At 39.3% G+C, this 12,823-nt stretch carries 10 protein-coding genes; 6 read left to right on the top strand and 4 right to left on the bottom strand.

Going from position 1 to position 12,823, the window contains the following annotated elements; translation table 11 throughout:
- Positions 1–190 precede the first annotated feature (190 nt).
- The 3 genes from MAE_RS30425 to MAE_RS19570 are packed head-to-tail and all read right to left on the bottom strand — an operon-like array spanning position 191 to position 3,943.
- Positions 191–1,039 (bottom strand): IS630-like element ISMae21 family transposase, encoded by an 849-nt coding sequence (locus MAE_RS30425; protein ID WP_012264307.1) that lies wholly within the window; start codon positions 1,037–1,039, stop codon positions 191–193.
- A 37-nt stretch (positions 1,040–1,076) separates the two neighbouring features.
- The gene (locus MAE_RS19575) at positions 1,077–1,958 is read right to left on the bottom strand and encodes an AAA family ATPase (protein WP_012267112.1); all 882 of its coding nucleotides are present in this window, start codon (positions 1,956–1,958) and stop codon (positions 1,077–1,079) included.
- Between the two features lie 8 nt (positions 1,959–1,966).
- Entirely contained in the window at positions 1,967–3,943 is a 1,977-nt protein-coding gene (locus tag MAE_RS19570) for a trypsin-like peptidase domain-containing protein (RefSeq protein ID WP_012267111.1), read from the bottom strand.
- A 190-nt stretch (positions 3,944–4,133) separates the two neighbouring features.
- Between MAE_RS19570 and MAE_RS19565 the strand changes: the two genes are divergently transcribed.
- Entirely contained in the window at positions 4,134–5,543 is a 1,410-nt protein-coding gene (locus MAE_RS19565; protein WP_012263965.1) for an IS4 family transposase, read from the top strand.
- 357 nt (positions 5,544–5,900) lie between these two features.
- On the opposite strand, the gene MAE_RS19560 is transcribed toward MAE_RS19565, so the two are convergent.
- On the bottom strand, positions 5,901–6,260 hold the full coding sequence (locus tag MAE_RS19560) for a CU044_2847 family protein (protein ID WP_012267109.1): 360 nt from the start codon (positions 6,258–6,260) through the stop codon (positions 5,901–5,903).
- A 262-nt stretch (positions 6,261–6,522) separates the two neighbouring features.
- Here MAE_RS19560 and MAE_RS19555 point away from each other — a divergent pair, with 262 nt between their 5' ends.
- The 5 genes from MAE_RS19555 to MAE_RS19530 all read left to right on the top strand — a co-directional run bounded on the left by MAE_RS19555 (position 6,523) and on the right by MAE_RS19530 (position 12,804).
- Complete coding sequence (locus MAE_RS19555) at positions 6,523–7,236, top strand: 2OG-Fe(II) oxygenase (protein WP_012267108.1); 714 nt, start codon at positions 6,523–6,525, stop codon at positions 7,234–7,236.
- A gap of 395 nt (positions 7,237–7,631) precedes the next feature.
- Positions 7,632–8,330: a hypothetical protein gene (locus tag MAE_RS19550; RefSeq protein ID WP_004162660.1), complete on the top strand. Its 699-nt coding sequence runs from the start codon at positions 7,632–7,634 to the stop codon at positions 8,328–8,330.
- 131 nt (positions 8,331–8,461) lie between these two features.
- Positions 8,462–9,481 (top strand): methyltransferase, encoded by a 1,020-nt coding sequence (locus MAE_RS19545; protein ID WP_012267106.1) that lies wholly within the window; start codon positions 8,462–8,464, stop codon positions 9,479–9,481.
- A 459-nt stretch (positions 9,482–9,940) separates the two neighbouring features.
- The gene (locus MAE_RS19535; protein WP_012267104.1) at positions 9,941–11,122 is read left to right on the top strand and encodes a hypothetical protein; all 1,182 of its coding nucleotides are present in this window, start codon (positions 9,941–9,943) and stop codon (positions 11,120–11,122) included.
- 383 nt (positions 11,123–11,505) lie between these two features.
- Positions 11,506–12,804: a homoserine dehydrogenase gene (locus MAE_RS19530; RefSeq protein ID WP_012267103.1), complete on the top strand. Its 1,299-nt coding sequence runs from the start codon at positions 11,506–11,508 to the stop codon at positions 12,802–12,804.
- The last annotated feature ends 19 nt before the right edge of the window (positions 12,805–12,823 follow it).

The raw sequence follows: 12,823 nt of genomic DNA, 5'->3' as shown, positions 1-12,823 counted from the left end.
CCCTCCCCAAATCTTTCAAAAGTTGATTAATCAGGTCATCTGTAGTTGATATAGCTCCTTTTTTGACCATAAAAATAGCATTAAGTAATTGATCCGTGGCTAGGGTTTGTGAATTGCGCTTTTGAATGAAGTTATCAATCAGTTTATCGATGTCTGGATTGTTATAGTTATTTCAAATAAGAACGAGACACTAGGCGACACAATAAGTACGAATAATTTCATCAAGGGGTGTCCCCACAGGAGCATACATTCTTGCCCTCTTTAATGCACTAAAATCATGTTCGATATCATTTAAATCAGGAGAGTATTTTGGCAAAAACACGACCTGATGACCTGCTTCCTCTACCAGTTGTTTAATGACTGTCTTCCGATGAATTGGTGCATTATCCATAATTAATACTGATGTTATGGTTAGAGAGGGCAACAAATATAAAGATAACCACCCTTCAAAACCTTCGGCATTCAGGCTTCTCGTAAATACCATCGGTGCAATAAAGTCTTTTTTTCCCTTTCTTCTACCAGCGACAAGGTTCTCTCTTTTTCCTCGTTTTCCTTGTCTATCTCCAAAGACTTTCTTCCCTTTTTTTGACCAAGCATAAAAACAGGCTTGAAATTCTTCAAACCCTGACTCATCAATAAATACAAGGCTTTCACTTCCATATATTTTAATCAATTCTCTCAGCACTCTGTAGTATTTCATTCTTTCTTCTCGGTTTCTTTCTCTATAACGAAGTTCCTTCTTTTTTCTGGTAACTTTCATGTTTTTTAAGGCATAGCAAATGGCACTTGGTCTCACTCCAAATTTCTCGGCTCTGTCTCTTAATCTTGCCTCGGGATTTTCTTGGACATCTTTTGACAGTGCTTTCCAGTCCAGCTTTCTCTGACGGTGTTTTACCTTTGTTGCTTCCAGTTTTTCCCTACCTAGCCATCTATATATCGTCGCTCTTCCTATATTAAATAGAGCGGCGGCTTTGGTTATGCTTCCCCCATTCTCTACATAATCGATTACTTTTTTTCTCAAGTCTAGGCTATAAGACATTTTTCTGTATGGGTTGCTCGTTTCTCTTGATTTTACCTTATTTTTCCCTCGTCTCACACTTATTTGAAATGACTATAGTAATTGTTTCTTCTAAATGGGCCTCAATTATTTTAATTAAGTCGGGTTTCTCTGGCTCTTTCATGGTTAAACGGAGACAACGACGCAAAAAAGGTGCAGGAAAGTCTCGTTCTCCATTGCTAGTTAAAATCACAAAAGGAAAAGCCTTACAGATAACTAAACCATCATTTATAGGTGTTTTTATATTTTCCTTGGTAACGTCGGTTGTATCGGTATAAGCAGTTCGTACTTCAACGCTTGGGACTTCTTCTTTTAGCCTAACTAATTCGGGGATTTCAAAGCGTCCTTCTTCAAATAAGGTGAGTAAATCATTGGGTAAATCGATATCACTCTTATCAATTTCATCAATTAACAGTACTCTTGGCTTTTCCGACTTTAATAGTGCGGTTCCCAACGGTCCAAGGGTAATATATTTTTCAATCTGTTTTAATTGGTCTTTTCGTTCTTCTGGGGTTAATTCTTTTTGCTCTCGTTCCAGTAATTTAACTTCCTGTAACCGACCGATCGCATCATAGTTATAAAGTCCATCTTTTAGGGTAGTATGGGTGGTAATCGGCCAGTATAATACTTCTCCTAATTTTAATTCCTGGGCGACTTTATAGGCAAGAGATGACTTTCCTGTCCCTGGTTTGCCGGTTACTAATAAAGGTCGCCGTAAATACAAGGCTGCATTGACCATTTTAATTTCTTCTTCGCGCACTAGAAAGGTTTCTCCCCGATGCTTACGACGACTTTCTCCCGGTTGCTTTTCTTTGCCAAAAGGTCGCCAGCTGGGAGGGTCTGGTAATGTCCAAGCGTCTGTGGGATCCTGATTTCCTGTAAAAATTTTCCAGTCTTTCATGATTCAATTTATGGCATCAAAAGTGGATAGTTGGGGGGAACAAGCTGGTAGTCATCCCAAAGTAATGATAGATGATTCCCAATATGATTATCTTCTAACCAAGCGGCGGAACGTCTATTTTTAATTATTTCTGGTAATTTTTCTAGTGGACATTGACAGATAGGGTCTAATTTTTCCTGACAGTTAAGTTCTGGGTTAGCATCGGGTCGTATCCACAGAGATAAAGGGATTCCAGTTTCGTATAAAATGGCTAGAATATTTTTTAACTCTAAGGAGTTTTCTTGACTGAGATTAGTTAACCTTGAACCGATAACATTGTTAAATTTATGATATTTGAGTATTTTATTCGGATGGTCATTATTTGCCAGAGGTTTTTTTAAAATAACTATTTGCTGATTGTTTGATTCGATCAGTTCTTTGATTTCTTCTTCACACTTTAAGATTTGGGTCAGATTTTGCTGCTGTATATTCCGAAAAAGTTGGCATTTTTTCATCCATAAATAGCTTTGTTGATTGTTGATATTTTCGGCTGTTATTCGTTCTGAAAATCTCATGATTATCTCATGATCGACTCCCCAATGATGAGGATCGCAGCCTGTAGCTGTTGCCACTTCATCAATTGAAAATAAATCAATCGGTTTAATCTCTTTTTCAATAAATCTATAGGGAAGAAAAAATTGAACTTTTTCTAGGGAAGATTGACAGATATTTTCTGATTCTCGTTTAAATTTTTTTAGGTGATTAATCAATTCATTTTCTTGGAGATGATTACCCAGACTTATTCCTTCATTGGGGGTTAAAGATTGATATTCTCCACGTTTTTGAGGTTCTTTTTCTGTGGGATGATAATTGTTGATATCTTTAACAATCCAAGCTCTCAGCATTAAAGATTTGTTTTCCTCTGTAAGGGTAACAAATAAGCAGGGATTTTTGTCTGTTGATTTTTGAGCGATATTTTGTGAGCGATGATTAAGATTATTCTCTAAAGTATTGATTAAAACTTCCCATTTGGTTTGATATTTTTTTAGCCATTCTTTTAATAACTTTGCCAGAGCATCTGTTGAGGTTAACTGAATGATTAAATAGCCAATAAATATTTCTAACCAAGAAAATTTTGATTGAGAAGCATAGGTCAAATATCTTTCATCTAATTGATAGATTATTTCTATAAAATCAGACCAAGAGGAAGGAATTACTCTAGGTAAATCCACTAAATGATCCCTCACTTCAATTTTTAAATTTTCATAAGCTGTATTAAGTTGATCTTGATAACTCTTGTTTTCAAATATACATCTAACCAAGGAGATGATTCTAGGGATTCTTCCTTCTACTTGTGCTATATATAGCAACTTATCCCAAGCTTTTAAAAGAACATTAGTAGGAATAAAAAATGCAGATTTTGCAAACATTTTTTCCTTATCAGCACTTACTGCCATCCCCACTACTCCCCCCAATTGCTCATCCCAGATAGCTGTCCCACTAAACCCACCTTCTACAGCATATCCCGTGCTTTTATTATCTTCTATCTGAATTTTGTTGTTAGCAATATGACCTATTATCTTACCATCAGACCAGACACCTTCGTTTCTGGAAAAACCATAAGCTTTATAATTATGATCAGATAAATCTCCTATTTTATAGGTAATTAAAGAAACTGGTTGAGCTTGTAAAGGAACTGAATCTTTTAATCTTAAGATAGCAATATCTTGAGGATAGTTGCTTTTAAATTTAACCGGATGCCAAACTTCTACGGTTGTTTCTAAAGATGTACCCGATGCAATGATAGGAAAATCACACTCAATAATGTCAGTGGGTTTCTCAGCAGATGTTAATACTAATCCTAAAGATTCATTAACAACATGAGCGCAGGTAATCAAGTATTCTGATGATATTAGAAATCCCGCTCCGACAATTTCTATTGTATCATCTTTATTTTTTCGTTGCTTATAAATTCTGACCAGAGAAGATTCTAGAGATGCAACCATTATTTTTATCTAAGTAAGTAGTTATAATTAAATTGAAGATAGATTTTGCCTCTGATCCCCCCTGCCCCCCTTAATAAGCTATCCATTAGTCGGATCTTTCTTAACAAAAAGAGAAGAAACTTAAAAAAAGGGGAAACGATTGATAGGTATAGTTTTGAAAGAAGGAATTAAGGTGGAGGTAAGCAAAAAAATGGAGAAATGGGCAGCCCAAGAATTACAGTATGCAGACCTAGGGGACACCAGAAGAAAGAAAAGGTTAATCAGTATCGTGGAAAACTTGGCCAGTCAACCTAGTACAAGTGTGCCACAAGCTTCAGGAAATCTAGCCGCAGCGAGTGCCACCTACGACTTTTGGAATTCCCCCTATTTTCACCCCTCAGATATAATTGCCGCCCAGGCCAAAAGTACAGTAGAAAGAATCAAAGAACATCCAATAGTTTTGGCAGTGCAAGACACAACAAGTTTAGACTTTACGACGCAAAAAGCCAAAAAAGGCATGGGTTATCTAGATTATAAAAAATCCTTTGGTCTCAAAGTTCATACCACCTTAGGAGTGTCCCCAGTCGGAATACCTTTAGGACTGATTAATCAATATGTCTGGGCAAGAGAAGAAAAGAATTTAGGGATTGCCAAGCAACGCAAAAAAAGAGAAACCCAAGAAAAAGAAAGTCAAAGATGGTTAGATTCTTTGTCAGAAACACAACAACAGATACCCGAAGATATTCAAGTAGTAACAATCGGAGATTGTGAGGCAGACATATTTGATTTATTTGCCCAATCAAGAAGTCCTAACTCTCATTTATTAATTCGAGGAACTCATAACCGAAAAGTTAACTATCTCGAAGACAAGCAAAGGTCAGGGCATTCAGAGCCTAAATATTTACATCAATCCATCAGAGAAATAAAAGCCTGTGGGACCTTAGATGTGCAAGTAAAACGCAATCCTAATCACGAGGCTAGACTAGCTAAACTAACAGTTAGATTTGCCAGTTTTGAAATACAAGTACCTAGCCATCACTCCAAGGCGACCCCTCGTCAACCGGTCAAATTACAGGTAATTTTAGCTGAAGAAGAAAATCCGCATAGCGGAGTTAATCCTATCAGTTGGCTGCTCTTAACTAGCCTAGACATTAGTAGCTTTGAATCAGCGATAACCTGTGTGCGCTGGTATAGTTATCGCTGGTTAATAGAACGCTATCATTTTGTTTTAAAAAGTGGTTGTGGATTAGAAAAACTGCAATTAGAAACGGGTAGGAGAATTGAGATGGCCTTAGCTACCTATTCAATTGTAGCTTGGAGATTACTTTGGTTAACCTATCAAGCACGCTTACACGGAGAGGAGAGTTGTGAAAGTTTTTTGGAAGAACATGAATGGCAATCTTTGTGTGCCACTATTCATAAAAAGAGTCCGCCACCTGAAAAGCCGCCCTCCTTTCGAGAAGCGGTCAGAATGATTGCTTCTCTTGGGGGGTTTTTAGGTAGAAAAGGTGACGGTGAACCTGGTGTTAAAACTATTTGGTTGGGACTGCGAAGGTTACATGATATCAGCCAGACTTGGAAACTATCTCATCAAATTAGTCCCCCTATAGAACCCCCTTGAGCCATCTGGCACACTTTTCTCTTTTTGTCAAATTTTATGTTAAGAAAGATGTGACTAATGGATAGCTTAATAAGGGGGGTGCCGATAGGCGGGTGGATCCCCCCTGCCCCCCTTAATAAGGGGGGTGTCTGACAACTTTTAACACCTACCTACTGGTTCTTCGGTTTGTGTTATGCAATGGACGGGAGTTATAAGGGGTGAAACCCTTATATAGAAAGACATTGCTTCGATTTTTGCCAATTGTTTTCAATCTAGAACGAGCTAATCAATTAAGTCTCTTGCCAGATAAGGATTTAGCCGATTTATGCCCCCTGATCGAAGCATACCAAGTAACGAAGAACCTACCTACTTAAGTCCTCATTGAGTAGATGATTGCTTATTTTTCTCCTTGTTATCCCATTTCAGGGTAATTTCATAATTAACATCGGCGCTGCCAGATGCAATAATAGCCCCTAGACCAACAGTCATTTTTATCCCAAACTTGACCTCTACCTGATCAGCAGGTTCATTGAAACTTTTAACCTTATTAATTATGGCATTTGCCACCGGTTTTATGCCATTTAATGCGTCTTCAAAAGACTGAGCGGCTTTAACAGCTATTTCATCTGTTAGACTAATAAGTTCATCTTCTGGTTTCGGTTTGGGTAAGGGTAACTTTTCATCCACCTCGATGTAAATCGTTCCCTCATCCGAGGTAAATTCCACTAAACGAGTCATAAAAATTCTCCTGTTTATTTTATTGCGGTTGCCCAGACTTAATCAATCACAACTCCATCTTTTTGCTCTCATACCTAATTATATCTCTTTACCAAGTGTTCGGTTGAAAGTCAGCATTATTACCTTTGCATCAGCGTACATCTGCCTTTTTCCGGATACAGGCAAAGCTCTCGATGCAACGCAAACCTGTTATAATCACTAACTAGATGGAATCCGTGACCGCGTGCGAATGTATCTGGGGCTTTGGAGTGGGAAAGCTGCAATGACAACTGACTTTATCGAGATCTACGAACGTGCTTTACGTCGAGAATTGTGCGAAGAGATCAGGCATCGTTTCGAAGCCAGCAACCGCAAGTCGGATGGACGGATCGGTCATGGAGTCGACAAATCTAAGAAGAACAGCACCGACATCACCATCACAGGCCTCTCCGAGTGGAGCGATTTGCACAGTCAGATACTCGACAGCACACTGCGTCACCTGATGTTGTACATTCGCAAGTATCCATATCTGATCACGAGTGCGTTTGCATTGAGCTTGCAAGAGCCGGCTACCGGACTGGTCAGACCGTTAACAGCTTCGGATGTTGGGGCGGCATCGGACCTAGAACTCGGCGAGTATTTGTTCAGAGTGTTTCGACCGGGAGCGATCAACGTTCAGAAATACTCGAAGAGTCTCGGTGGTTACTACTACTGGCATTCGGAAATCTATCCTCGCGACCCAGCTGCTGAGACGCTCCATCGCGTCCTTTTGTTTATGTTCTATCTGAACGATGTAGAGCGCGGTGGTGAGACGGAGTTCTTGTACCAAGAACGGAAGCTCAAGCCGACCTCTGGGACGATGGTGATCGCTCCCGCCGGTTTTACCCACACCCATCGCGGCAATGTGCCCGAGTCGCACGACAAGTACATTCTGACCAGCTGGATCTTGTTCAACCGCGCCGAGCAGCTCTATCCTCGCAAACCCAATCCTGCGTGAGACGACACAAGCGACACAAGGACAGGCATTGCCAACCTCGCCATTTTACCGGCAACCCAAACGTTGCGTGGCTCACGATCGGATGCTGGCAACGCGGTAACAAGGGACGAGACGGGCAAATGAATTGGGGTGGAAAATGGAAGGGCAAAAAAAATTTGAGCGGAATGCCTGACAACGGACGGAGTGAACCGTCTGGTAGCTCTCTACTCGCGCTTAGAAATTAATTGAATGGAAACTACCAGTAATCATACTAAATCCGTTGAGTATAGGCTAGATATCAGGATAGGCAAGAGGCAAGAGGCAAGAGGCAAGAGGCAAAAGGAGGAATAGATAATCAGTCTTTAATCACTGGATTTAGAATCAGTGATCAATCAAGCTTTAACCATGAGTCAGTTATGATGATGAAATTATTAAGATCTGTAGTCATTTTGGCAAGTTTACTGAATGTTACACCTGGGATGGCAAATCATCCACCCCGACAAGTTGCTCAAGCGTCTAGCGCTTATTCGATTCAAGGTTATTGTTTTTCAGTCGCTAATGATGATCTGGATTCTACGGCGAGGATTTATATTCAGGGAAATCAAGTCACGGGTCGGGTAGAAGCTACGATTCATAATGAACAAGAATCTTATTATAGTTCCTATACTCAAACCTTACAAGGAAGGAAAAATGGGAATCAGTTAAACTTAAATATCAAGACAAAAATTGAGTTAGATACTCAAACAACTCAAGAAACCTGGACGTTAACTTCAGATTCTTTGAATACGGGACGAGTCGTTTATCAAAAACAACCTTGTTTAGTGTCTCAAATTCGGTTTGCACCAGGAACTAATACCACTACAGTTAATCAATCGGTTGTTCGAGGGAGTCGAAATATTTATTTATTAAGAGCGAATCAAGGACAGAGAATGGATCTGAAAATTACAGCATTAGAAAATAATGCCGTATTCGATGTGATTGCACCGAATGGGCAAATTTTGAAAACAGAAGCTACCCAATCTAGTTTAAAATTACCGGCTACTGGAAATTATGAAATAATTGTAGGGGGAACTCGTGGCAATGCCACCTATAAATTAAATGTTAAAATTCAATAAATAGAAGGAAACATGGAACAGCCTTGGGGTTGGGGGGTCTTGACTCTTGCCTCATCTCAACCAGCAATTTAAATGCGCGGGCAGCTTATCCTATATGGTACTGTTTAATTTTATTGCCACAAAAGTTGATTATGTCCTTACCTGAACTCCCTCTTCATCTTCAATTAACCCAAATGATTTCGGGTTACTGGCTATCTCAAGCTATCTATGCTGCGGCTAAATTGAGTCTAGCCGAGCATTTAAGCAAGGGAGCGAAATCTTGTCAAGAGTTAGCCTCCCTAACTGAGACCAATCCTGCTGCTTTATACCGACTGATGAGAGCATTAGCTAGTGTGGGAATTTTTCAAGAAACTGAATCTCAACAGTTTATACTCACTCCCTTAGCCGAACATTTATCTAGTGACCATCCCCGGTCAGTAAAAGCGACAGCGATTATGTTAGGAGAGGCCCCCCATTATCAAGCATGGGGAAATGTGTTACATAGTATTAAAACGGGACAACTATCCTTTGATGATGTCTTTGGGATGGGGGTCTTTGAATATTTTCAAACTCATCCGCTGGATGCAGAGATTTTTGAACAGTCGATGAATAGTTTTTCTTTTTCGGAGGAGAAGGCTATTTTAGCTGTGTATAATTTCTCTGAATTTCAAACCCTAGTAGATGTAGGTGGGGGATACGGTGAGATGTTGGGGACAATCTTAGAGCAATATCCCCACCTAAAAGGGATTCTTTTTGATGAAGACTATGTAATTTATCATTGTCAACCCACTTTAGAAAAACACGGCATTCTCGCTCGTTGTCAAACCTTTGGAGGTAATTTTTTTGAATCCGTACCGCCAGGAGGAGATGGCTATTTATTAAAACATATTATTCACGATTGGGATGATCGACGGGCAATTGCCATTTTGAAAAATTGTTGTGAAGGCTTAGATAGCAACGGTAAAGTCTTAGTAATGGAAATGGTTGTTCCTTCGGGTAATAAGCCTTCGTCTGCTAAAATGTTAGACATGAATATGTTAGTTATGTGTCCGGGATGTAAAGAAAGAACCGCAAAAGAATTTGAGGAATTGTTAAGTCAAGCGGGTTTAAAATTAAATCGAATTATTCCGACTAAAGAAGATATTTTTATTATTGAATGCCTGAAAAAATAAGTCAACGAGATGAGGCGCAGTAATCGCCTACTTTTGTAGGTGCGTTAATCAAATGTAAGGCACCTTTCAACCTTGTCACAGGAGTAATAATTTTTCGGGCTTTTGCTATCGAATTACTCTGGAAATACGGCGGATTCAGGCTCAGTCTGGTACATCTTCTAAGTGGAAAGGCTTATCCAATAAGGAGTTGTCTGTGCCAGATGGATAGAGGAACCGCCGTACTCGGTAAAAATAGCATCAACAAAAATCTAGGGAACAATATTGTTCCCCCTTCAATCTTAGAATCCAGTTCACAGAAAGATACAGTTAGGAGCAATCAGACTCAACTATTTACTAAGATAATTTACTTTTGTTTCCCTATGGTAAGGTTCGGGAAAACCCCGGACTTAAAACTGGGCATATTTGTTTATTTCCTAATTCAAACTCAACCATAAAATTTTTTTAGGAGAAATCAATAAGATGGAATTAAAGGCCGAAACTAGCAACTTTAGTCAATCAAGAAAGCTTTTCTTGTATATATTAAAAATCTTCATCATTTGGAGAGGAACACTTTTACTGATGCACCTAATCGGACTCAGTTTTAGTCAGATGAATGAATCTTCATCTCCTCAAGAATCTTTTTGGCATTGGTTTCCCGATAATCATTATTTGGATTCTTTCTTTCGTTTTGATAGTTCTTGGTATAACGACATTATTCAAACAGGATATTCATACAATCCCGAAAAACAATCGAACGTTGCTTTTTTTCCTCTCTATCCTATTTTAGTCAAAGCAATTGCATCTTTAACTTCCTTAAGTGTGCCTATTTCTGGTCTTTTGCTTTCTAATTTATGTCTAATACTTGCCTTATTTTTTGTTTATAAAATCAGTAATATTTATCTGAATAAAAGAGGCTGTGAAAAAGTTTTAATTCTTATGTTGGTTTTTCCTACTTCCTTTTTTTATAGCTGTTTTTATACAGAAAGTTTATATTTGCTAACCACCGCTGCTTGTTTTTATTTCTTTCTGAATAAGAAATACTTTTGGTCTGGATTTTTTGGATTTTTTGCCAGTTTAACTAGAGTCACAGGAGTAATAATTTTTCTGGCTTTTGCTATCGAATTACTCTGGAAATATTTAAAGAAAAAAGAACCGCCCAAGAGAGAAAGTCTTTTCCTCCTATTAATACCCTGTGGGTTAATCGCTTATATGGTATTTTTAGCTTGGAAATTCAACGAACCTTTGGCATTTGTTAAAATTCAGGATCTGTGGGGTAGAAATGAGAGAGTATTTCCTTTAATTACTCTAATCAACTACTGGAAGAATATCAATTTTATGTTTCCCAAAGATGCCAATAATGCAGTGGGATTCTTAAATACTTTTTTCAGCTCCTTTTTTTTAGGTATCTTGCTATTCTCTATCGTTAAAAAGCCTCTAAATATTTCCCTGTTAATTTTTGCCTTCCTGAGCATTTTTTTACCTTTAAATACAGGAACAACACAATCAATGATGAGGTATATGATGACAATATTTCCAATATTTATTATCCTTGGATATTGGAGCCAAAAAAATCGTTATTTTTATGGGTTTCTGTTATTCTTCTTTACCTATTTTTTATCAATTCTATTTCTTTGGTATGGTAATTGGGGCTGGATAACTTAGTTGCTCGTGAGTTGAGTCAAATTACCCTAACTAATCATGCTAACATAGCTCTTTGCTCAGAGAGAGTCGATTGATTTGTTCAAAAATATCAACTATATAGAGAATTATTGTCATCATAAATTAGAGTTATGATCAAAAATGTTACTCACATTGCCGAATATCTATATCGGTCAATAAAATCAATAACAATTACAGGATAAGCGTTTAAATGCGATCGAGATTGGCTTGATTTTAATACAAAAATACTGCACATTGATCATCATCAGTTCCTGAACAGAAGCAAAAGAAAACCCCACAGACAAAGACCTTGTAATGATAAAATCGACAATGGCGACAGCTTGGCCATTAGTATTTTTTGCGTCGGACTAGCAGGAGATAAAAGCGTGACCTTTAAGATTGGTTTACTCGGTTTCGGGGTTGTGGGGACGGGAACAGCGAAAATCCTCCTCGATCCTTTTGGTCGTCATCCCGTACTCAAAGAGATTACCATTGGACGAGTGGGAGTTAGATCCCTAGATAAACCGAGAGAAATCGAGCTTTCTCCCCAGCTGTTGACCACTGACCTAGAATCGATCGTTACTGACCCCGAAATTGATATTATTGTCGAATTATTGGGGGGTTTGGAACCAGCACGCTCTTTAATTCTCAAGGCAATCGCATCGGGAAAGCACGTTGTTACGGCAAATAAAGCGGTTATTGCCCGTTTTGGCGATGAAATCTACGCCAAAGCTAACGAAAAGGGGGTTTATGTCCTTCTAGAAGCGGCCGTGGGTGGTGGAATTCCCGTCATTAAACCCTTAAAACAATCCCTCGGCGCTAATCGCATCAGCAGCATCATGGGAATTGTCAACGGCACAACTAACTATATTCTCACGGAAATGAGCCAAAAAGGGGCAGATTTTAGTGAAGTTCTGGCCAAAGCTCAGGAATTAGGCTATGCAGAAGCGGACCCCACTGCGGACGTGGATGGATTCGATGCGGCCGATAAAATTGCCATTTTAGCTTCTTTGGGTTTTGGAGGTCGGGTAAAACGGGAAGATGTTTACTGTGAAGGTATCCGACAAGTTAGCGCCGTCGATATCGCCTACGCTGATAGACTGGGATTTGTGATTAAATTATTAGCGATCGCAAAAGATACGGTTAAGGAGGATTCCGATACCCTAGAGTTGCGGGTTCATCCGACCCTAGTACCGAAAACCCATCCCCTCGCTAATGCTAACGGAGTCTATAACGCTATTCTCGTCGAGGGGGAACCCTTGGGCCAAGTGATGTTTTATGGACCCGGTGCCGGTAGCGGACCGACGGCCAGCGCGGTAGTATCGGATGTGATGAATATCGTCGGAATTTTAAAAAGTAGTGGCAAAACCAAGGAACTTGACCCGCTTTTAAGCTGTATTCACCAGCATTATTGTCAAATCGCCCCCATGGAGGATTTGTCGACCCGTTTTTATGCTCGTTTTCTCTGTCGCGATGTGCCGGGGGTAATCGGTCATTTAGGTATGGCTTTCGGCGACCATGGGGTTAGCCTAGAATCCGTGGTACAAATTGGTATTAGGGGTGATTTAGCCGAAATTGTCGTTGTCACCCACGATGTGCGCGAGGGCAATTTCCGCAACGCTTTGGCAGCAATAGAGTCTTTAGAAGCTATTGACAGTATTCCTAGTATTCTCCGGGTTTTGTAATTATAGAGATCGCTTTTTT

Origin of the sequence: Microcystis aeruginosa NIES-843, assembly GCF_000010625.1 — a bacterium.
Lineage (GTDB): Bacteria > Cyanobacteriota > Cyanobacteriia > Cyanobacteriales > Microcystaceae > Microcystis > Microcystis aeruginosa.
This window is presented reverse-complemented; position numbering and strand designations above follow the sequence as displayed.

Bases quoted from the DNA above. Each gene is read 5' to 3' on its own strand.
- MAE_RS19570 (WP_012267111.1), bottom strand. From the start codon at position 3,943: ATGGTTGCATCTCTAGAATCTTCTCTGGTCAGAATTTATAAGCAACGA.
- MAE_RS19560 (WP_012267109.1), bottom strand. From the start codon at position 6,260: ATGACTCGTTTAGTGGAATTTACCTCGGATGAGGGAACGATTTACATC.
- MAE_RS19555 (WP_012267108.1), top strand. From the start codon at position 6,523: ATGACAACTGACTTTATCGAGATCTACGAACGTGCTTTACGTCGAGAA.
- MAE_RS19565 (WP_012263965.1), top strand. From the start codon at position 4,134: ATGGAGAAATGGGCAGCCCAAGAATTACAGTATGCAGACCTAGGGGAC.
- MAE_RS19575 (WP_012267112.1), bottom strand. From the start codon at position 1,958: ATGAAAGACTGGAAAATTTTTACAGGAAATCAGGATCCCACAGACGCT.
- MAE_RS30425 (WP_012264307.1), bottom strand. From the start codon at position 1,039: ATGTCTTATAGCCTAGACTTGAGAAAAAAAGTAATCGATTATGTAGAG.
- MAE_RS19550 (WP_004162660.1), top strand. From the start codon at position 7,632: ATGATGATGAAATTATTAAGATCTGTAGTCATTTTGGCAAGTTTACTG.
- MAE_RS19545 (WP_012267106.1), top strand. From the start codon at position 8,462: ATGTCCTTACCTGAACTCCCTCTTCATCTTCAATTAACCCAAATGATT.
- MAE_RS19535 (WP_012267104.1), top strand. From the start codon at position 9,941: ATGGAATTAAAGGCCGAAACTAGCAACTTTAGTCAATCAAGAAAGCTT.